The 20,192-nt window shown below is 72.4% G+C and carries 16 protein-coding genes and 1 pseudogene; 12 read left to right on the top strand and 5 right to left on the bottom strand.

What is annotated here, in order from left to right; genetic code table 11:
* The 4 genes and pseudogenes from ACIQ87_RS36090 to ACIQ87_RS36075 all read left to right on the top strand — a co-directional run bounded on the left by ACIQ87_RS36090 (position 1) and on the right by ACIQ87_RS36075 (position 5,035).
* Positions 1-1,716: a YifB family Mg chelatase-like AAA ATPase gene (locus ACIQ87_RS36090; RefSeq protein ID WP_402415488.1), complete on the top strand. Its 1,716-nt coding sequence runs from the start codon at positions 1-3 to the stop codon at positions 1,714-1,716.
* Complete coding sequence (dprA, locus tag ACIQ87_RS36085) at positions 1,713-2,921, top strand: DNA-processing protein DprA (protein ID WP_402415487.1); 1,209 nt, start codon at positions 1,713-1,715, stop codon at positions 2,919-2,921. Before ACIQ87_RS36090 ends, dprA begins: the two co-directional genes overlap by 4 nt.
* A 640-nt stretch (positions 2,922-3,561) precedes the next feature.
* Positions 3,562-4,311: pseudogene (whiG, locus tag ACIQ87_RS36080) on the top strand (RNA polymerase sigma factor WhiG); the annotation flags it as partial.
* A gap of 139 nt (positions 4,312-4,450) precedes the next feature.
* Complete coding sequence (locus tag ACIQ87_RS36075) at positions 4,451-5,035, top strand: TetR/AcrR family transcriptional regulator (protein ID WP_402415538.1); 585 nt, start codon at positions 4,451-4,453, stop codon at positions 5,033-5,035.
* A gap of 154 nt (positions 5,036-5,189) precedes the next feature.
* Here ACIQ87_RS36075 and ACIQ87_RS36070 read toward each other — a convergent pair whose 3' ends face one another.
* Positions 5,190-5,837, bottom strand: a complete 648-nt coding sequence (locus ACIQ87_RS36070; protein ID WP_402415485.1) for a murein hydrolase activator EnvC family protein — start codon at positions 5,835-5,837, stop codon at positions 5,190-5,192.
* A gap of 664 nt (positions 5,838-6,501) precedes the next feature.
* On the opposite strand from ACIQ87_RS36070, the gene rpsB reads away from it, so the two are divergent.
* From rpsB to rlmN, 6 genes are all read left to right on the top strand, one after another.
* The gene (gene rpsB, locus ACIQ87_RS36065) at positions 6,502-7,386 is read left to right on the top strand and encodes a 30S ribosomal protein S2 (RefSeq protein ID WP_402415482.1); all 885 of its coding nucleotides are present in this window, start codon (positions 6,502-6,504) and stop codon (positions 7,384-7,386) included.
* A 129-nt stretch (positions 7,387-7,515) separates the two neighbouring features.
* The gene (gene tsf / locus ACIQ87_RS36060; protein ID WP_402415479.1) at positions 7,516-8,355 is read left to right on the top strand and encodes a translation elongation factor Ts; all 840 of its coding nucleotides are present in this window, start codon (positions 7,516-7,518) and stop codon (positions 8,353-8,355) included.
* A 261-nt stretch (positions 8,356-8,616) separates the two neighbouring features.
* Positions 8,617-9,381, top strand: a complete 765-nt coding sequence (pyrH, locus tag ACIQ87_RS36055; protein ID WP_329929692.1) for a UMP kinase — start codon at positions 8,617-8,619, stop codon at positions 9,379-9,381.
* A gap of 98 nt (positions 9,382-9,479) precedes the next feature.
* Positions 9,480-10,037 (top strand): ribosome recycling factor, encoded by a 558-nt coding sequence (frr, locus tag ACIQ87_RS36050; protein WP_360348875.1) that lies wholly within the window; start codon positions 9,480-9,482, stop codon positions 10,035-10,037.
* Positions 10,038-10,318: 281 nt separating this feature from the next.
* Entirely contained in the window at positions 10,319-11,554 is a 1,236-nt protein-coding gene (locus tag ACIQ87_RS36045; protein WP_402415535.1) for a phosphatidate cytidylyltransferase, read from the top strand.
* Between the two features lie 90 nt (positions 11,555-11,644).
* Positions 11,645-12,745 (top strand): 23S rRNA (adenine(2503)-C(2))-methyltransferase RlmN, encoded by a 1,101-nt coding sequence (gene rlmN, locus ACIQ87_RS36040; RefSeq protein WP_402415475.1) that lies wholly within the window; start codon positions 11,645-11,647, stop codon positions 12,743-12,745.
* A 35-nt stretch (positions 12,746-12,780) separates the two neighbouring features.
* Here rlmN and ACIQ87_RS36035 read toward each other — a convergent pair whose 3' ends face one another.
* From ACIQ87_RS36035 to ACIQ87_RS36020, 4 genes are all read right to left on the bottom strand, one after another.
* Complete coding sequence (locus ACIQ87_RS36035) at positions 12,781-13,932, bottom strand: hypothetical protein (protein ID WP_402415473.1); 1,152 nt, start codon at positions 13,930-13,932, stop codon at positions 12,781-12,783.
* Positions 13,933-14,001: 69 nt separating this feature from the next.
* Positions 14,002-14,757 carry an ABC transporter ATP-binding protein gene (locus ACIQ87_RS36030; protein ID WP_402415470.1) on the bottom strand — a complete coding sequence of 252 codons (756 nt, stop codon included), beginning with the start codon at positions 14,755-14,757 and terminating at the stop codon, positions 14,002-14,004.
* Positions 14,758-14,982: 225 nt separating this feature from the next.
* Positions 14,983-16,377, bottom strand: a complete 1,395-nt coding sequence (locus ACIQ87_RS36025; RefSeq protein ID WP_196946910.1) for an aspartate aminotransferase family protein — start codon at positions 16,375-16,377, stop codon at positions 14,983-14,985.
* Positions 16,374-16,847, bottom strand: coding sequence for an Lrp/AsnC family transcriptional regulator (locus tag ACIQ87_RS36020; RefSeq protein ID WP_030243538.1), 474 nt, complete (start codon positions 16,845-16,847; stop codon positions 16,374-16,376). Before ACIQ87_RS36020 ends, ACIQ87_RS36025 begins: the two co-directional genes overlap by 4 nt.
* 297 nt (positions 16,848-17,144) lie before the next feature.
* On the opposite strand from ACIQ87_RS36020, the gene ACIQ87_RS36015 reads away from it, so the two are divergent.
* Positions 17,145-18,590, top strand: a complete 1,446-nt coding sequence (locus tag ACIQ87_RS36015; RefSeq protein WP_402415467.1) for a gamma-aminobutyraldehyde dehydrogenase — start codon at positions 17,145-17,147, stop codon at positions 18,588-18,590.
* Between the two features lie 215 nt (positions 18,591-18,805).
* A complete protein-coding gene (locus tag ACIQ87_RS36010) occupies positions 18,806-20,164 on the top strand; it encodes an aspartate aminotransferase family protein (protein ID WP_402415462.1) in 1,359 nt (452 codons plus the stop codon).
* Positions 20,165-20,192: the final 28 nt, after the last annotated feature.

The following is a 20,192-nucleotide window of genomic DNA, read 5'->3' as shown; positions in this document are numbered from 1 at the left end:
ATGGCCTTCGCCCGTACCTGTTCCGTCGCGCTGGTCGGCGTCGACGGAGTGATCGTCGAGGTCCAGGCCGATCTGGAGCCCGGGGTGGCCGCGTTCACCCTGGTCGGCCTGCCCGACAAGGCGCTCACCGAAGCCCGCGACCGGGTCCGGGCCGCGGTCGTGAACAGCGGCGAGGCCTGGCCCCAGCGCAAACTGACGGTCGGACTCAGCCCCGCCTCGGTGCCCAAGAGCGGCAGCGGCTTCGACCTCGCCGTGGCCTGCGCCGTGCTGGCCGCCGCCGAACGGCTCGACCCCTCCGCCATCGCCGACCTGCTGATCATCGGCGAGCTGGGGCTGGACGGTCGGGTGCGGCCGGTCAGAGGGGTGCTGCCCTCGGTGCTGGCCGCCGCCGACGCCGGGTACGAGCGGGTCGTGGTCGCCGAGCAGACCGCGCCCGAAGCCTCACTCGTCCCCGGGGTGACGGTGATCGGCGTCCGCAGTCTGCGCCAGCTCGTCGCCAACCTGACCGGCGTGGCGGCACCGGAGGAGCCGCCCGATCCGATCGGAGGCCGGCCGGATCCGCTGATGGCCGGCCTGATGCTGCCCTGCGCGGGAGTGCGGGGCCTGCCCGACGACCGGGCGGCCCGGCTCGACATGGCCGACGTGGCCGGCCAGTACGAGGCCCGGCGGGCCCTGGAGATCGCCGCCGCCGGAGGACACCACCTCTACTTGAAGGGCCCACCGGGCGCGGGCAAGACGATGCTGGCGGAGCGGTTGCCCGCGCTGCTCCCGCCGCTGACCCAGAAGGAGGCGTTGGAGGTCACCGCCGTCCACTCGGTGGCGGGGCTGCTCCCGGTCGGGCGTCCACTGATCGACACCGCGCCCTACTGCGCCCCGCACCACTCCACGACGATGCCGGCCATCGTCGGCGGCGGCAGCGGTCTGCCGAGACCCGGCGCGGTCTCGCTGGCGCACCGGGGCGTGCTCTTCCTGGACGAGGCGCCGGAGTTCCCGGTCCGGGTGCTCGACGCGCTGCGCCAGCCGCTGGAGGCGGGCGAGGTGGTGATCGCCCGCTCGGCCGGATCGCTGCGGCTCCCGGCGCGCTTCCTGCTCTGCCTGGCGGCCAACCCCTGTCCGTGCGGTCGGTACTCGCGGCGGGGCGAGGGCTGCGAGTGCACCCCGGCCATGGTCAGCCGCTACCAGGGGCGGTTGTCCGGGCCGCTGCTGGACCGGGTCGACCTCCAGGTCCAGGTGGCCCCGGTGACGCGGGTCGAGCTGATGGAGCGGGACGCCACGGCGGAGACCACCGAGACCGTCGCGGCCCGGGTGCTGGCCGCGCGGGAGCGGGCGGCGGCCCGGCTGGCGAACACCCCATGGCGGACGAACGCGGAGGTGCCGGGCCACGAGCTGCGCACCCGCTGGCAGCTCGCGGGAGGCGCGCTCAACGACGCCGCGCGGCAGTTGGAGCGGGGGCTGCTGACCGCCCGGGGCCTGGACCGGGTGCTCCGGGTCGCCTGGACGGTCGCTGACCTCGCCGGACGCGACCGGCCGGACCAGCGGGACGTGCGCACCGCCCTCGTCCTGCGCACCGGGGTGGAGCACGGACTGCCGCTGACCGAGCGGGTCTTCGGCCGGCTCGGCGGAATCCCGGCGCGGCGCGGCAGCCCGGAAGAGGGCCGGCCCGCGAAGCCGGGGGCGCATGACGGAGATCCGCGGAACCAGGAGGGTGAGGCATGAACCAGTTGCTCAGGCAACCGCGAATTCCCGGCGCGGCCGAGGCCAGGGCCGGGGCCGGGGCCGGTGCCGCGGCCAACGTCGAGCCGGAGCCCGAGCGCCTCGCCCGGGTGCTGCTGGGCCGGCTCAGCGAACCGGGGGACGCGGTGGTCGGCCGGTGGCTCGGCCAACTCCCAGCCGTCGACGTGGTGAAGGCGATCCGGGACGGGACGGTGCCCGACCACCCCGCGCTGGACGCCACCCGGCTGGCCGGGTACCAGGCGCGGCTCCCCGGCCTGGACCCGCGGATGGACCTGAAACGGGTATGCGACGTCGGCGGACGGTTCATCATTCCGGGGGACACGGAGTGGCCCAGCCAGCTCGACGACCTGGGTGACGGACGTCCGATCGGACTCTGGGTGACGGGCACCGGCTCGCTGCGGCTGCTCGCACTCCGGTCCGTCGCGCTGGTGGGCTCCCGCGCCTGTACCGCCTACGGCGCCCACGTCGCGGGGGAGCTCTCGGCCCAACTGGCCGAACGAGGTTGGGTGGTGGTCTCCGGAGCCGCCTACGGGATCGACGCCGCCGCGCACCGAGGGGCGCTCGCGGTCGGCGGGATGACCGCCGCCGTGCTCGCCTGCGGTGTCGACGTCGCCTATCCCAAGGGCAATGCCGAACTGATCCGGCGGATCGGCGTCCAGGGCCTGCTGGTCAGTGAACTGCCGCCCGGGGAGCATCCGAACCGCTTCCGCTTCGTCCTCCGCAACAGGGTCATCGCGGCGCTCACCCGGGGAACGGTGGTGGTCGAAGCGGCGGTGCGCAGCGGAGCCCTGAGCACGGCCAGACGGGCGCGGGACCTCAACCGCCACACCATGGGTGTCGCGGGCCCGGTGACTTCGGAGCTCTCCGCCGGCGTGCACGCCCTGATCCGCAGCGGCGCTGCCACCCTGGTCACCGACGCGGCCGAGATCACGGAGCTGATCGGGGCGATCGGGGAGGACCTGGCGCCGCAGCGCAGCGGCCCGGTGCTCCCGCGCGACCTGCTGGAACCGGCGGTGGCCCGGGTGCTGGAAGCCGTACCCGCGACGGCGGAGGGTGCGCCGGTCGAGCGGCTGGCCCGGCAGTCGGGCCTGCCACCGGACGAAGTCCTCCAACGGCTCTACGAGTTGGGCTCGCTCGGCTACGTGGAGCGGCACGGCGCGCACTGGCGCGTGGTGCGGAGGAGGTGAGTGTCGGAACGGAGACACGTCCGCGTCGAGGGACCGCATGTCGGCCGTCCGGCTGCCTTTCGCTCCGGCTCTCCTGTTCGCAGTCTCGATCCGGTGTGCGACGGCCACCGGATCGGGGGACGACCGAGTGGCGGTAGCGCTTCGCAGCGAGTCGGTCACGCTACGCTCCACATGCCTTCCCTATCAGCACATGACTCGGCAGAACGGCGCAGACCAACGCATGCCCACACACATTCCCGGACACAGAGTGACCGGTGGCGCTCGGTCCTCGGGGGGGCCGCGGACCGAGCGGCGCCCCGTGCCCGACTTCCCGTCCAAGTCGGCGGGGACGATGGGAGGCCTGTCGCGCCAGGGCGGCCGGCCGACGGTGGTGCCCCAGCCTGCGGATGCGGCCCGAGGTGCAGAGCCGGTCCAAGGCGCCGACGCGACCGGTCCCGCCGGCGCGTCCGTCGGGGCGCCCGCCGGCGCACCCCCCGGCGCGGCCGTGGCCGGTGCGCCCCGGCCGCCCGGCAGTGCGACGGTCCGGTCCGCTTCCGTCCAGGTGTTCGCCTCGCCGGTGTCCCCGCTCCGTCGGGAGCGGGCGGAGGGCGGCGATCAGGGGCAGGACGCCCGGGAGGCCGCAGCCCAGGGTCGCACCGCGCTCGAAGAGCTCTGGCGCTCCTACAAGGAGACCGGGGACCAGCGGCTGCGCGAGCAGCTGATCCTGCACTACTCACCACTCGTCAAGTACGTGGCCGGCCGGGTCGGGGTCGGGCTGCCCTCCAACGTCGAACAGGCGGACTTCGTCTCCTCCGGGGTCTTCGGGCTGATCGACGCGATCGAGAAGTTCGACATCGATCGCGCCATCAAGTTCGAGACCTACGCGATCAGCCGCATCCGCGGCGCGATCATCGACGAGCTGCGGGCCCTGGACTGGATCCCGCGTTCGGTGCGACAGAAGGCGAAGGCCGTCGAGCGGACGTACGCGACGCTGGAGGCCCGGCTGCGCCGGACGCCGCACGATCCCGAGGTCGCGGCCGAGATGGGCATCGCGATCGAGGACCTGCACGCCATCTTCAGCCAGCTGTCGCTGGCCAACGTGGTGGCGCTGGACGAGCTGCTCCACCCGGTGGGGGAGGGCGGCGACCGGCTGAGCCTGATGGACACCCTGGAGGACCACGGCGCCGACAACCCGGTCGAGGTGGCCGAGGACCGCGAGCTGCGCCGGCTGCTGGCCCAGGCGGTCAACACCCTCCCCGAGCGGGAGAAGACGGTGGTGACGCTCTACTACTACGAGGGCCTCACCCTCGCCGAGATCGGACAGGTACTGGGGGTGACGGAGAGTCGGGTGAGCCAGATCCACACCAAGTCCGTCCTCCAGCTGCGCGCCAAGCTGTCGGACATCCGATAGGGCGTCGGCAGTCGGGCGTCCGCCGTCGGTCACGGGTGGCCGGTCGCCGGGCCCGCGCCGCCTCCTGATGCGCGGCGCCGTATCGGTCGGAGGTAGGGCTCCGTAGAGTGGGAGCGTGCCGAAGATCCGAGCGGCCACGGTGGCCGAGCATCGCCAGCTCCAGCGGGCAGCCCTCCTCGATGCTGCCCGCGTCCTGCTTGCCGAGGGTGGCATGGAGGCCCTGACCTTCCCCGCGCTCGCGGCGCGCACCGGGCTGGCGCGCTCCTCGGTCTACGAGTACTTCCGCTCCCGCGCCGCCGTGGTCGAGGCACTCTGCGAGGTGGACCTCCCGCTCTGGGCGGCCGAGATCGAGGCCGGGATGGAGAGCTGCGACACCGCCGTCGAGCGGATCGAGGCCTATGTCCGGGGCCAGCTGGCGCTCGCCGCCGACCCCCGGCACCGGGCGGTGGTGGCGATCTCGGCGCTGGAGCTCGACGAGGCCGCGCGGGAACGGATCAGGTCGGCGCACGGCAGGCTGGCCGGTCTGGTCGGCCGGACCCTGGAGGACCTCGGCCACGAGCAGCCCCGGCTCGCCGCGGCCCTGGTGCAGGGCGTCGTGGAGGCGGCGACCCGCAGGGCCGAGCAGGCCGCGGCAGGAGGCCGCACCGGCTGTGCCGTCGAGAGCCCCGAGGAGATCGCCGAGGCCGCGGTCGCGATGGTGCTGCACGGGCTCGCCCGGCCCTGAGCCGATCCGACCGGTTCCGCCCGCGGCCCGGCTCTCGGCTCCGCCCGCGGCCCGGCTCCGCCCGCGGCTCCCGGCTCCGTCCTCGTCCTTGCCCTCACCCTCGCCGGCGCCCCACACTCGCGCCCTTCGCCGACGGGGTGTGCGGCAGGACGCCCTACCCGTCCCCGCCCTTCAGTGGCAGCAGCCGCGCCGTGCCCGCGCCGAACAGGGCCAGCGGGTCGAGGTAACGGTCTCCGCGCAGCAGCCCCCAGTGCAGGCAGTCGCGCTCGGCGCAGTGCCGCCCGTCCGGAGCGAGCAGTCCGATCGTCTGCCCGGCGGCCACCGTGGTGCCGACCGGGACGGTGCCGGTGACGGGCAGGTAGGTGGTCCGGAGCGCGGGAGAGCCCGAGCCGGGATGGGAGACGGTCACCACCGGCCGTCCCGCCACCAGCCCGGAGAAGGCGACCACTCCGGGAGCCGCCGCCCGAACCTCCGCCCCCGGCGCCGCGGCGAGGTCCACTCCCCGGTGCCCGGCGGCCCAGACCTTCGCCGGCGGCTCGAACCGGCCCAGCACCGCGCCGGGCCCGCCCACCGGCCAGGCCCGGGCACCACTCCGCCCGCCCCCGCCCACGCCCACGCCCACGCGCGGGACGCCCGAGCCCGGGGCGCCGACGGCCTCGGGCTCCCTCGAAATCCCGGTAGCCCGCACAGCCCCCGAAACCCCGGTAGCCTCCGCAGCTCCCGGCAGCGCGAGCACGAGCGCGAGCACGAGCGCGAGCACCACCGCCACCACCACCCCGCCGAACCATCCGCGACCAGTCATGCCCGCAGGCTCGCCGTCGCGCCGCTCCCGCACCACCCACATCCGGATTCCTGTGGACAAACCACCCCCGTGCCCGCGCGCCATCACTCCGACGGGTGTACGGACTCCGCCATCCGGTGTACAAACGGCATACCGGCGACGGACCGGGGGCAGGCGGCCGACCGGCCCGCGCCCACCCCCGCATCCGCCCCGCGTCCGAGCCCCGACGTCCGCCCGAGCGTCCGCCCCGAGTCCGTCGCACGACCCTCCCCGCCCCCGTCGCAGCCCCACGGGAACGCGACCGCAGCCCCATCGGAACCCGCCCTCCCCGGCCGTTCCCCGGGCTCCTCCCAGGTCCTCGGCGGGTCCCCGGGCACTCGTGGAGTCGCTCGCGCCTCGGCGCTTCCCGTACACTTCACACGCGACCCGGTCCGCCGGGTCGACTTCGCACGCCCCGCCACCGGCGGTCGGACGCGGTTCGTCCGCAGCCCCGCCAGGTGCGAGTGCCGCTCGGTCCGCCGAGCCCGACCGGCCCCCGGGCCGCCAGGGTGGAGCGGCTCGGCACGTTCGGGGCGTCAGGCGTGGCTGTCACCTGGCCGCCACGGACAAACCGAGCCTGACCCGGCTGTGGGCGATCGCTGCAAGGCAGTGCCGCCGCCGGGCCGTAACACCAAGGAGCACGGCAATGGCCGTCGTCACGATGCGGGAGCTGCTGGAGAGCGGCGTCCACTTCGGTCACCAGACCCGCCGCTGGAACCCGAAGATGAAGCGCTTCATCATCACCGAGCGCAACGGCATCTACATCATCGACCTCCTGCAGTCGCTGAACTACATCGACCGCGCCTTCGAGTTCATCAAGGAGACCGTTGCCCACGGCGGCAGCGTCCTCTTCGTCGGCACGAAGAAGCAGGCCCAGGAGGCCATCGCCGAGCAGGCCACCCGCGTGGGCATGCCCTACGTGAACCAGCGCTGGCTCGGCGGCATGCTGACCAACTTCTCGACCGTCTACAAGCGCCTCCAGCGCCTGAAGGAGCTCGGCGAGCTGGACTTCTCGGACGTGGCCGGCTCCGGCCTCACCAAGAAGGAGCTCCTGGTCCTCCAGCGCGAGCACGACAAGCTGGAGAAGACCCTCGGCGGTATCCGCGACATGCAGCGCGTTCCCAGCGCCGTCTGGATCGTGGACACCAAGAAGGAGCACATCGCGGTCGGCGAGGCCCGGAAGCTCAACATCCCGGTCGTCGCCATCCTCGACACCAACTGTGACCCGGACGAGGTCGACTACAAGATCCCGGGCAACGACGACGCGATCCGCTCCGTCACCCTGCTGACCCGCGTGATCGCCGACGCCGTGGCCGAGGGCCTGAAGTCCCGCGCCGGTGTCGCCAAGGGCGACGCCAAGGCCGAGCCGGGTGCCGACCAGCCGCTGGCCGCCTGGGAGAAGGACCTCATCGAGGGCGAGAAGAAGGCCGAGGAGGCCCCCGCCGCCGAGGCTCCCGCCACCGAGGCCCCCGCCGCCGAGGCTCCGGCCACCGAGGCTCCCGCCACCGAGGCGCCGGCCGAGCAGGCCTGACGTACCAAGGGCGAGGGGCACCCGCCGGTACGAAGCCGGCAGGTGCCCCTCTCTCCCGCGCCGGGACCGCACCATCGGTCCCGGCGCCACTCCACGCAGACACGCGAGACGCGAGAAGAGATTCACACCATGGCGAACTTCACCGCCGCGGACGTCAAGAAGCTCCGTGAGCTCACCGGCGCCGGCATGATGGACTGCAAGAAGGCCCTGGACGAGGCCGAGGGCAACGTCGAGAAGGCCGTCGAGCTCCTGCGAATCAAGGGCCAGAAGGGCGTTGCCAAGCGCGAGGGCCGTGACGCCTCCAACGGCGCCGTCGCCGCGCTGATCGCCGAGGACAAGAAGTCCGGCGTTCTGGTCGAGCTGAACTGCGAGACCGACTTCGTCGCCAAGGGTGACAAGTTCGTCGAGGTCGCCGACGCGATCACCGCCCACGTCGCCAAGACCGCCCCGGCCGACCTGGACGCCGCCCTGGCTTCCGAGATCGAGGCCGGCAAGACCGTCCAGCAGTTCGTGGACGAGGCCAACGCGACCCTGGGCGAGAAGATCGTCTTCCGTCGCTTCGCCCAGTTCGACGGTGACGGCTTCGTCGCGGTCTACCTGCACAAGACCAGCCCCGACCTGCCGCCGGCCGTCGGCGTCCTGGTCGAGCTGGACAAGGAGAACGCCGAGGTCGCCAAGGACGTCGCGCAGCACATCGCCGCCTTCGCCCCGAAGTACCTGTCCCGCGAGGAGATCCCGGCCGAGGCGCTCGAGAACGAGCGTCGCGTCGCCGAGGCCACCGCCCGCGAGGAGGGCAAGCCCGAGGCCGCCCTGCCGAAGATCGTCGAGGGTCGCGTCACCGGCTTCGTGAAGGAGAACTCCGTCCTGGAGCAGGCCTTCGCGAAGGACAACAAGAAGTCCGTCGCCAAGGTCCTCGAGGAGAACGGCGTCGCCCTGAAGCGCTTCGCCCGCTTCCGCGTCGGCGCCTGAGCCACGTTCCACCTGGTCCCCGGCCCCCTTAGGCTGGGAACCGCCCCCGCCCGCTGACCGGGGCGGGCGGAACGCCGAACGGGCTCACCCCGCGCCTACCGCCGAAGGGCGGGCTCGCGTCGGCACCATGAACGACGAGGAGGCCATTGCCGTGCAGGACACCGAACCGGTTCCCGCGGCAGTGGCCTCCTCGCGTGTACGCGCAGGCCGGGCATCCGCACACCCGCGTCTGTGACCAGTAGGTGCAAAAAGGAGAAGTCCATGCAGGAGACGCAGGAGACCGCGCAGGACCCCAGGGACGGCTCGCGCCGCCGGGTGCTGCTCAAGCTGTCCGGTGAAGCCTTCGCCGGTGGCGGCGGGCTCGGCGTCGACCCGGACGTCGTGCACGCGATCGCCCGCGAGATCGCCACGGTCGTCCGCGCCGGTACCGAGGTCGCGGTGGTCATCGGCGGCGGCAACTTCTTCCGGGGTGCCGAGCTCCAGGTCCGTGGCATGGACCGGGCGCGCTCCGACTACATGGGCATGCTCGGCACCGTGATGAACTGCCTCGCGCTGCAGGACTTCCTGGTCAAGGAGGGCATCGAGACCCGGGTCCAGACCGCCATCACCATGGGCCAGGTCGCCGAGCCGTACCTGCCGCTGCGGGCCGTCCGGCACCTGGAGAAGGGCCGCGTGGTGATTTTCGGCGCCGGTATGGGCATGCCGTACTTCTCGACCGACACCACGGCCGTGCAGCGCGCCCTGGAGATCCACGCCGACGTCCTGCTGATGGGCAAGAACGGCGTGGACGGCGTCTACGACTCCGACCCGCGGACCAACCCGGACGCGGTCAAGTTCGACGCGCTGGAGTACTCCGAGGTCATCGCGCGCGACCTCAAGGTCGCCGACCTCACCGCGATCACGCTGTGCAAGGACAACAACCTTCCGATGCTGGTCTTCGAACTGCTGGCGGAGGGCAATATCGCGCGCGCGGTGAAGAGTGAGAAGATCGGCACACTCATCAGCCAGGATTCTGTCCGGGCCTGAGCAGCGACCAGCCGTACCGGTCGGCGCCGACACCGTGACCGGTCGGCGCGCCGACACCGGTCGGAACAACAGCAGATGAACCGGACAGGGAGACCACAGTGATCGAAGAGACCCTCCTCGAGGCCGAGGAGAAGATGGAGAAGGCCGTCCTGCACGCCAAGGACGACTTCGCGGCCATCCGCACCGGCCGTGCGCACCCGGCGATGTTCGCCAAGATCGTCGCGGAGTACTACGGCGCCAAGACCCCGATCAACCAGCTGGCCTCGTTCTCGGTGCCGGAGCCGCGGATGGCGGTCGTCTCGCCGTTCGACAAGACCGCGCTGAAGGCCATCGAGCAGGCGATCCGCGACTCCGACCTGGGCGTCAACCCGTCCAACGACGGCTCGATCATCCGCGTGGTGCTGCCCGAGCTGACCGAGGAGCGCCGCCGGGAGTTCATCAAGATCGCCCGTACCAAGGGCGAGGACGCCAAGGTCTCGATCCGTTCGGTGCGCCGCAAGGCCAAGGACGCCATCGACAAGCTGGTGAAGGACGGCGAGGTCGGCGAGGACGACGGCCGCCGTTCCGAGAAGGAGCTCGACGACACGACGGCCAAGTACGTGGCCCAGATCGACGAGCTGCTGAAGCACAAGGAAGCCGAGCTGCTCGAGGTCTGATGAACGACGCCCCTGACGCCCCCGGCTACTGGGGCCCGTCCGACCAGCAGTTCCAGCCCTACCGCCCGGCGCCGCACCCGCGGGACGCCCGTACCCCGGCCCACCCGGCGCCGGGGTACGGCGTGCAGCCGCCGCCGGCCCAGGGACACCCCGGGCACCCGGGCGGCCACGCCGTGCCCCCGGGCGCGCCGGGTGCCGCCCACGGGGCCCCGGGCCTCCGTTCGGATCAGCCGCAGCAGCCTCCGGTGTACTGGGGCGGCGATGCGGAGGAGACTCAGGTCATGCCTCCCGTACCGGCCGATCCCGGCCCGCCGCCCGGCATGCCCGACCCCGGTCGGGCGGCCGCCCACGACAGGCCCGCGGCCCACGGTCGGCCCGCCCCCGGCGGACCGGCCGAGCCCGGCGAGGGGCAGGCCCGGGAGTCCGGCCGGCTGAGCGGCCCGCTGTTCCGGGACCAGCAGTCCGAGTCGGCGCCGCCCGGCGTGACCGAGACGGTCGTGCTGCGCGCGATATCCGGCGACGCCACCCCCGCCCCCGGCCACGGCACCCTGCCGCACCCGGGGGCACCGGTGCATCCCGCGCCGCCGGCGAACCACCTGGCGGCCGGGCAGCCCCACTTCGTGCCGTCGTCCCACCCAGGGCAGGAGACACCCGTGGCCGCCCAGCCCGCCCCGCAGCCGCAGCCGCAGCCGCAGCCGCGCAAGCAGCGCGGCGGCCGTAACCTCCAGGCCGCCATAGGCGTGGGCGTCGGCCTCGGCGCGGTGATCGTCGCCTCGCTGTTCGTGGTGAAGGCTCTGTTCCTGGTCGTCGTGATGGCCGCGGTCGCGGTCGGCGTCTGGGAGCTGACCAGTCGGCTGGCCGAGCGCAAGCAGATCAAGGCGCCGCTGGTCCCGCTGGTCGTGGGTGGCCTCGCCATGGTCGCCACCGGCTACTGGGCCGGCATCCAGTGGGCCGCCGCCTCGCTCGCGCTGACCGGGCTGGCGGTGATGCTCTGGCGGATGACCGAGCCGCCGGAGGACTACCTGCGGGACATAACGGCAGGCGTGTTCACGGCCTTCTACGTGCCGTTCCTGGCCACCTTCGTGGCGATGATGCTGGCGGCCGACGACGGCCCCCAGCGGATCGTGCTCTTCCTGATCGTGACGATCTGCAGCGACACCGGCGCCTACGCGGTGGGCTACAAGTTCGGTAAGACCAAGCTGGCCCCGACGATCAGCCCGGGCAAGACCCGCGAGGGCCTGGCCGGCGGCATCGCCCTGTCGATGCTGGCGGGCGCGCTGCTGATGGAACTGATCATCGACGGCGGCAGCTGGTGGCAGGGCCTGATCCTGGGCGGCTGCGCGGCGGTCACCGCGACCCTGGGCGACCTGGGCGAGTCGATGATCAAGCGCGACCTCGGGATCAAGGACATGGGCACGCTGCTGCCCGGCCACGGCGGCATCATGGACCGGCTGGACTCGCTCCTGCCGACCGCCCCGGTGGTCTGGCTGCTGCTGGCGGCCTTCGTCGGCAGCTGACCGCGCGGTCGAGCCGTACGAGACGTACGAGCAGGGGCCCCGGACGCCCGGCGTCCGGGGCCCTCGCGCGTCTGCGACACTGGAACAACCATGCCTAAGCCCGGAGAACTCACCTTTGTCGCGCCGCGCGGCGCCAAGCCCCCGCGACACCTCGCCGACCTGAGCCCCGCCGAGCGCAAGGAGGCCGTCGCCGAGCTGGGCGAGCAGCCGTTCCGCGCCAAGCAGCTCTCCAACCACTACTTCGGCCGGATGTCGAACGACCCGGCGAGCTGGACGGACATCCCCGCCGCCAGCCGGGAGAAGCTGACCGAGAGCCTGCTGCCCGAGCTGATGTCGGTGGTCCGGCACGTCTCCTGCGACGACGACACCACCCGCAAGACGCTCTGGAAGCTCTTCGACGGCACGCTCGTGGAGTCCGTGCTGATGCGTTACCCGGACCGGGTCACCATGTGCATCAGCTCGCAGGCCGGCTGCGGCATGAACTGCCCGTTCTGCGCCACCGGCCAGGCGGGGCTGACCCGCAACCTGTCCACGGCCGAGATCGTCGAGCAGATCGCGGCCGGGATGCGCGCGCTCAAGTCGGGGGAGATCCCCGGCGGCGAGGCGCGGCTGTCCAACGTGGTCTTCATGGGCATGGGCGAGCCGCTGGCCAACTACAACCGGGTGCTGGCCGCGATCCGCCGGCTGACCGACCCGGCGCCGGACGGCTTCGGCCTGTCCCAGCGCGGCATCACGGTCTCCACCGTCGGACTCGTCCCGGCGATGCACCGGTTCGCGGACGAGGGCCTCAGCTGCCGTCTGGCGCTGTCGCTGCACGCCCCGGACGACGAGCTGCGCGACGAGCTGGTGCCGGTGAACACCCGGTGGAAGGTCGACGAGGTGCTGGACGCGGCGTGGAACTACGCGGAGAAGTCCGGCCGCCGGATCTCCATCGAGTACGCGCTGATCAAGGACATCAACGACCAGGCGTGGCGGGCCGACCTGCTCGGCCGGCTGATCAAGAACCGCCGGGTGCACGTCAACCTGATCCCGCTGAACCCGACCCCCGGCTCCAAGTGGACGGCCTCCCGGCCCGAGGACGAGCGCGAGTTCGTCCGCCGGCTCCAGTCGCACGGCGTGCCGACGACCGTCCGCGACACCCGCGGCCAGGAGATCGACGGCGCCTGCGGTCAGCTCGCCGCGGCGGGCTGACGCCCCGCTCCGCGGGGACGACCGGGGCAGGGCCCCTACCGGAGCCCGGCGGCCGCCAGTGCGGCGGTCGCCCCGCCGGTCAGCAGCAGCGTGCTGCCCACCGCGAGGGTGCGCAGCGCGACCGCGCCGAACAGCAGCCGGGGAGAGGTGCCGAGGCGCAGCAGCGCGTCGGTGACCTCCCGGCGGTCGGTGCGGACCTCGGCGAGCCGGGTGACCACCGCGGCGGCCGCGCAGCCGAGCACCAGGCAGGCCTCGACCGCGGGCAGCGCGTCGGCGCTGCCCGGCGTGCCGATCCAGTAGCGGATGGTGGTGAGCACCAGCGCCACGGCGAGGGTGAGCACGGCCAGCGGCGTGCCGAGCCGGCGGGCCTGGGCGGTGAGGCCGCGCCCGGCCAGCAGTCGCAGCGGGGTGGGCCGTCCGACCGCGAGCAGCCGCCCGGCCCAGGCCAGCAGCGGACCGGTGAGCAGGGCGAGGCCGAGCGCGCCGGCCGCCCAGCCGCCGAGGGCGGCGGTGCTGGTGGCGCCGAGTCCGGCGGGCAGGTCGATCGGGCGGCCGTCGACGGCGGCGCCGGGCCGCAGGGCGATGAGTTCGAGCGCGGCGCCGATCACGACCAGCCCGGTCGCCAGGGCGATCCGCCAGACGCCGAAGCCGGTCGGGGCCTGGGTGCGGCCGCCGGGCAGGGTCTCGATGACGGGCACCGCGAGGGCGGCGGCGGTGCCGGCGGTGAGCGGGACCAGGGCGAGCAGGACGACCGGCGCGGCGGCCGGCAGCGGCACGCCCATGCCGAGGTCGGGGGCGAGCCCGGGGCCGGCGATGTCGTTGCGCAGCACCAGGAAGAGCAGCAGGGTGAGCAGGCTGCCGAGGGTGCAGGCGAGCGCGACCTCGCCGGCGATCAGCGTCCGGATCCGGCGGGAGCCGACCCCGGCGGCGGTGAGGCCGGCGATCCGCTCGGGCCGTCGGGCGGGCACCGCGCGGGCGGCGACGGCCGCGAACCAGGCGACGGCGGCGAGCGGGGGCAGGCACCACAGCAGCCGGGCCAGCGGGTCACCGCCGTCGATCGGGTCGCTCATCGCCCGGCCGAGGGAGCGCAACAGGAAGGCGGCGACCACGGCGGCGGCCAGGGCGGTGAGCAGCCAGCGGCCGAGGTCGGGCACCCGGTAGCCCCGGGCCAGACGGAGATAGAACACGTCGACTCTTTCAGCAGCTCGGCTTCAGCGGCTCGGCTTCGGCAGCTCGGCTTCGGCGGCTCGGCGTCGTCAGCGGCGGGTGGCCGTGACGGCGGGCGCTGCGGCGGCTCCGGGGGCGGCGGAGCCGCGGGGGACGGGGGCGACGGGGGCGGTGAGCCGTCCGTCGACCAGGGCGACGGCGCGGTCCGCGAACCGGACGAGTTCGGCGTCGTGGGTGGCCAGGACGAGGGTGAGCTGGTGGGACCTGGCCGCGCTGGTCAGTATCCGCATGACCTGCTCGGCGGCCTCGCGGTGCAGCGGGGCGGTCGGGTCGTCGGCGAAGACGACGGGCGGCAGCGGGGCCAGGGCGCGGGCGACGGCGACCCGCTGGCGGCGGCTCTGGATCAGCCGCTCGGGGCGCAGCCGGGCGCAGTCGCCGACGTCGAGGCGCTCCAGCCACTCGTCGGCGGCGGTGTAGGCGGCCTTGTTGCCGGCCCCGGCGAGCAGCAGCGGCAGGGCGACGTTCTCCCGGGCGGTCAGTTCGGGCACCAGGTGGGGCTCGGAGCCGACGAAGCCGAAGCGGTCGCGGCGCAGCCGTTCGCGGCCGGCCCGCTGGAGGGTGTGCACGGGGGAGCTGTTGAACCAGACCTCGCCCTCGTCGACCGGGAGCTGGGCGGAGAGGCAGCCGAGCAGGGTGCTCTTGCCGGAGCCGCGCGGGCCGGTGACGGCGAGCACCTCGCCCTCGCGGACGCCGATCGAGATGCCGCGCAGGGCGGGGGTGCCGTCATGGGACTTGACGATCCCTCGGGCCCACAGCACGTCGTTGTCAGGCGGTGCCGCTGACATGAGGATCCATCCTGGGTGGCCGCAGGGATATGACAGTCGTCAGATTAGAACGACCGGGGCGTGTCGCGGTTGCGGCGCACTGGTCCATCACGGGCATATCACCCGCATTCAGGCATGTTTGGTCGTACGACTGTGATGTTGCACCGGGGGGAGAGACGCCGAAGGGCGGCCTCGCGGGGAGCGGGGCCGCCCTTCGGCGGAGGGTGGGGAAGAAGGCTCAGGGGATCAGATCTTCGCCCACGCGTCGGTGAGGCTGGTCCGCAGGATCTGCTCGATCTCGTCGAAGGTCGACTGGTCGGAGATCAGCGGCGGGGCCAGCTGGATGACCGGGTCGCCACGGTCGTCGGCGCGGCAGTACAGGCCGTTGTCGAAGAGGGCCTTCGACAGGAAGCCGTAGAGGACGCGCTCGACCTCTTCGTCGTTGAACGACTCCTTGGTGACCTTGTCCTTCACGAGCTCGATGCCGTAGAAGTACCCGTTGCCGCGGACGTCGCCGACGATCGGCAGGTCGCGCAGCTTGTCCAGGGTGCCCAGGAACGCGGCCTCGTTGTCGAGCACGTGCTGGTTCAGGCCCTCGCGCTCGAAGATGTCGAGGTTGGCCAGCGCCACCGCGGAGGAGACCGGGTGGCCACCGAAGGTGTAGCCGTGCAGGAAGGTGTTGTCGCCCTTGTAGAACGGCTCGGCGAGGCGGTCCGAGATGATCGTGGCGCCGATCGGGGAGTAGCCCGAGGTCATGCCCTTGGCGCAGGTGATCATGTCGGGCTGGTAGCCGAACTTGTCGGCGCCGAACATGGTGCCCAGGCGGCCGAAGGCGCAGATGACCTCGTCCGAGACCAGCAGCACGTCGTGGCGGTCGCAGATCTCGCGCAGGCGCTGGAAGTACCCGGGCGGCGGCGGGAAGCAGCCACCAGCGTTCTGCACCGGCTCGACGAAGACGGCGGCGACGGTCTCGGCGCCCTCGTTGAGGATGGCCACCTCGATCTCGTCGGCGCACCAGCGGCCGTAGGCCTCGGGGTCGACCGTGCCGTCGGGGCCCTCGAGGAAGGCCGGGGCGCGGTAGATGTTGGTGTTCGGGGCCTTGTGGGTGCCCGGCACCAGCGGCTCGAACGGGGCCTTCAGGCCCGGCAGGCCGGTGATGGACAGGGCGCCCTGCGGGGTGCCGTGGTAGGCGACGGCGCGCGAGATGACCTTGTACTTGGTCGGCTTGCCGGTCAGCTTGAAGTACTGCTTGGCGAGCTTCCAGGCGGTCTCGACGGCCTCGCCGCCACCGGTGGAGAAGAAGACCTTGTTCAGGTCGCCCGGGGCGTAGTTGGCCAGGCGCTCGGCCAGCTCGACGGCCTTCGGGTGGGCGTAGCTCCACACCGGGAAGAAGGCGAGCTCCTTGGCCTGCTTGGCGGCGGCCTCGGCGAGCTCCTCACGGCCGTGGCCGGCCTGGACGACGAACAGGCCGGCGAGGCCGTCGAGGTACTTGCGTCCCTTGTCGTCCCAGACGTAGGTGCCCTCGCCCTTGACGATCGTCGGCACGGGGGAGTTCTCGTACGACGACATGCGGGTGAAGTGCATCCACAGGTGGTCGTAGGCGGTCTTGGAAAGGTCCTTCTGCGCCGGGTCGGCTGTCATCGGGTGCCCCAGGTGTAGGTCTGTTTCCGGAGCTTCAGGTAAACGAAGCTCTCGGTGCTCCGCACGCCGGGAAGGGCGCGGATGCGCTTGTTGATCAGTTCGAGCAGGTGCTCGTCGTCCTCGCAGACCAGTTCGGCCAGGAGGTCGAACGAGCCTGCGGTGCAGACCACGTAGTCGACCTCGTCGAGGGCGGCCAACGCGTCGGCGACGGGCTCGATGTCACCCTCGACCCGGATGCCGACCATCGCCTGGCGGGTGAAGCCGACGGTGAGCGGGTCCGTGACGGCGACGATCTGCATCACGCCCTGGTCGAGCAGCTTCTGGACGCGCTGCCGCACGGCAGCCTCGGACAGGCCGACGGCCTTGCCGATGGCGGCGTACGGGCGGCGCCCGTCCTCCTGGAGCTGCTCGATGATCGCCTTGGAGGCGGCGTCGAGGGGAACGCTGGCGTTCCGGTCGCGGTTGGCCACGCGGCCACTGTGCCTGATCGCTCGCGCGTTCGCAAGCGTGGAAGCTGCTGATTTCGTCGTGATCTTGGAAAACACGTGCGGATTTCATTGCTGAAGCGCAGTCGGTCTGTCGATACCGGCAGTCGTGCGGCTACCCTGGCACGGTACGCGCGCGCCCCGAGGGCCGGCGCACGTACCGCCACCAGTGGACCGCGTCGCTCCGGGCGCGGCCACTCGGGACCCTTCGTACGCCGGATCCGCCGACGTACCATTGCGCCGGAATCTGCAACGCCGCAGGCCCAGACCGAGGAGAGATCCGTGAGCGACCTTCGCACGCTGCGCAACTACATCAACGGTGAGTTCGTCGACGCGGCCGACGGCCGCACGCTCGACATCGTCGACCCGACCACCGGCGAGGTGTACGCGACGTCGCCGCTGTCCGGTGCCGCTGACGTCGACGCCGCCATGGCCTCCGCTGACGCCGCCTTCCCGATCTGGCGCGATGCCACCCCGAGCACCCGGCAGAAGCTGCTGCTGAAGATCGCCGACGCGGTCGAGGCCCGTGCCGACGAGATCGTCGACACCGAGGTGCGCAACACCGGCAAGCCCCGCGCGCTGACCCTCTCCGAGGAGATCGGCCCGATGGTGGACCAGATCCGGTTCTTCGCCGGTGCCGCCCGCATGCTGGAGGGCAAGGCCGCGGGCGAGTACATGGACGGGATGACCTCGATCATCCGCCGCGAGCCGGTCGGCGTCTGTGCCCAGGTCGCGCCGTGGAACTACCCGATGATGATGGCCGTCTGGAAGTTCGCCCCGGCCATCGCCGCGGGCAACACCGTCGTGCTGAAGCCCTCGGACACCACCCCGGCCTCCACCGTGCTGCTGGCCGAGATCATCGGCGGCGTGCTCAAGGAGCTGGAGCTGCCGGCCGGCGTCTTCAACGTCATCTGCGGTGACCGCGAGACCGGCAAGCTGATGGTCGAGCACAAGACCCCGGCGATGGCCTCCATCACCGGTTCGGTGCGCGCCGGCATCTCGGTCGCCGAGTCCGCCTCCAAGGACGTCAAGCGCGTCCACCTGGAGCTGGGCGGCAAGGCCCCGGTCGTGGTCTTCGAGGACGCCGACATCGCCGAGGCCGTCGAGGGCATCTCGATGGCGGGCTACTTCAACGCCGGCCAGGACTGCACCGCCGCCACCCGCGTGCTGGTGCACGAGTCGATCCACGACGCCTTCGTCGAGGCGCTGGCCAAGGCCGCGGCCGAGACCAAGACCGGCGGCGTGGACGACGAGGACGTGCTGTACGGCCCGCTGAACAACGCCAACCAGCTGAAGCAGGTCTCCGGCTTCATCGAGCGGCTGCCCGCCCACGCCAAGGTCGAGGCCGGTGGCCACCGGGTCGGCGACCAGGGCTACTTCTACGCCCCGACCGTCGTCTCCGGCCTGAACCAGGACGACGAGATCATCCAGAACGAGGTCTTCGGCCCGGTCATCACCGTGCAGAAGTTCACCGACGAGGACCAGGCCGTCGCGTACGCCAACGGCGTCGAGTTCGCGCTGGCCTCCTCGGTGTGGACCAAGGACCACGCCCGCGCCATGCGGATGTCGCGCCGCCTGGACTTCGGCTGCGTCTGGATCAACACCCACATCCCGCTGGTCGCCGAGATGCCGCACGGTGGCTTCAAGAAGTCCGGCTACGGCAAGGACCTGTCGGCGTACGGCTTCGAGGACTACACCCGCGTGAAGCACGTCATGACCGCGATCTGAGCGGGTCGTGGCCGTCGAGCGCAGGATGACCACGATCTGAGCGGGTCGTGGCCGTCGAGCGCAGGATGACCGCGATCTGGTGATCGGTTGATGTGACGGTGGGCCCGGGTCTTCTCGACCCGGGCCCACCGCCTTTGCATCCTGTCGACGGTTGGCGCGACCGGCTGACACGATGGAACTGCCCTTCGGGGACGGGCCGCCCTAGCCTTACCGGCATGAGCATCCCCACCGCTGACTCAGCCGCCGGCCAGGCCGTCAAGGCCGCCGACCGCGCGCACGTCTTCCACTCGTGGTCCGCCCAGGCGCTGATCGACCCCCTCGCGGTGGCCGGCGCCGAGGGCTCGTACTTCTGGGACTACGACGGCAACCGCTACCTCGACTTCTCCTCGCAGCTGGTCAACACCAACATCGGCCACCAGCACCCGAAGGTGGTCGCCGCGATCCAGGAGCAGGCGGCGAAGCTCTGCACCATCGCCCCCGGCTTCGCGGTCGAGTCGCGCAGCGAGGCCGCCCGGCTGATCGCCGAGCGCACCCCCGGCGACCTGGACAAGATCTTCTTCACCAACGGCGGTGCCGAGGCCAACGAGAACGCCATCCGGCTGGCCCGGCTGCACACCGGCCGGCAGAAGGTGCTGTCCACCTACCGCTCGTACCACGGCGCCACCGCCAACGCGATCGCCCTCACCGGCGACCCGCGGCGCTGGCCCAACGAGAGCGGCGTCTCCGGGGTGGTGCACTTCTGGGGGCCGTATACCTACCGCTCCAACTTCCACGCCGAGAACGAGGCGCAGGAGTGCGAGCGCGCGCTGGAGCACCTGGAGCAGGTGATCGCGTTCGAGGGGCCCGGCACCGTCGCGGCGGTCATCCTGGAGACGGTGGTCGGCACCGCGGGCATCCTGGTCCCGCCGGCGGGCTACCTGGCCGGGGTGCGGGAGATCTGCGACCGCTACGGGATCGTGTTCATCCTGGACGAGGTGATGGCCGGCTTCGGCCGCACCGGCGAGTGGTTCGCCGCCGACCACTGGGGCGTCACCCCGGACCTGCTCACCTTCGCCAAGGGCGTGAACTCGGGCTACGTGCCGCTGGGCGGCGTGGCGATCAGCGCCGAGATCGCGGCCACCTTCGCCGAGCGGGCCTTCCCCGGCGGGCTCACCTACTCCGGTCACCCGCTGGCCTGCGCCTCCGCGGTGGCGACCATCAACACCATGGCGGAGGAGGGCATCGTCGAGAACGCCAGGCACATCGGCGAGACGGTCCTCGGCCCCGGCCTGCGCGAGCTGGCCGAGCGGCACCCGTCGGTCGGCGAGGTCCGCGGCCTCGGCGTGTTCTGGGCGCTCGACCTGGTGAAGGACCGGGAGACCCGCGAGCCGCTGGTGCCCTACAACGCGGCCGGCGCCGACAACGCGCCGATGGCCGAGCTGGCCGCCGCCTGCAAGCAGCGCGGGCTCTGGCCGTTCGTCAACATGAACCGCTTCCACGTCGTCCCGCCGTGCACCGTCACCGAGGAGGAGGCCAAGACCGGCCTCGCGGTCCTGGACGAGGTGCTGTCGCTCACCGACGCGCACACTGTCTGACGTACCCAGACGTACCTACCAGGACGGC

Origin of the sequence: Kitasatospora sp. NPDC096204 (assembly GCF_044763205.1) — a bacterium.
Classification (GTDB): Bacteria; Actinomycetota; Actinomycetes; order Streptomycetales; family Streptomycetaceae; genus Kitasatospora.
The sequence above is the reverse complement of the archived record's forward strand: the minus strand, read 5'-3'. Positions and strand labels throughout refer to the sequence as shown.

Coding starts and splice junctions, on each gene's coding strand:
- ACIQ87_RS36090 (WP_402415488.1), top strand. CDS start 1: ATGGCCTTCGCCCGTACCTGTTCCGTCGCGCTGGTCGGCGTCGACGGA.
- dprA (WP_402415487.1), top strand. CDS start 1,713: ATGAACCAGTTGCTCAGGCAACCGCGAATTCCCGGCGCGGCCGAGGCC.
- ACIQ87_RS36070 (WP_402415485.1), bottom strand. CDS start 5,837: ATGACTGGTCGCGGATGGTTCGGCGGGGTGGTGGTGGCGGTGGTGCTC.
- rpsB (WP_402415482.1), top strand. CDS start 6,502: ATGGCCGTCGTCACGATGCGGGAGCTGCTGGAGAGCGGCGTCCACTTC.
- tsf (WP_402415479.1), top strand. CDS start 7,516: ATGGCGAACTTCACCGCCGCGGACGTCAAGAAGCTCCGTGAGCTCACC.
- pyrH (WP_329929692.1), top strand. CDS start 8,617: ATGCAGGAGACGCAGGAGACCGCGCAGGACCCCAGGGACGGCTCGCGC.
- ACIQ87_RS36045 (WP_402415535.1), top strand. CDS start 10,319: ATGCCTCCCGTACCGGCCGATCCCGGCCCGCCGCCCGGCATGCCCGAC.
- rlmN (WP_402415475.1), top strand. CDS start 11,645: ATGCCTAAGCCCGGAGAACTCACCTTTGTCGCGCCGCGCGGCGCCAAG.
- ACIQ87_RS36030 (WP_402415470.1), bottom strand. CDS start 14,757: ATGTCAGCGGCACCGCCTGACAACGACGTGCTGTGGGCCCGAGGGATC.
- ACIQ87_RS36025 (WP_196946910.1), bottom strand. CDS start 16,377: ATGACAGCCGACCCGGCGCAGAAGGACCTTTCCAAGACCGCCTACGAC.
- ACIQ87_RS36010 (WP_402415462.1), top strand. CDS start 18,806: ATGAGCATCCCCACCGCTGACTCAGCCGCCGGCCAGGCCGTCAAGGCC.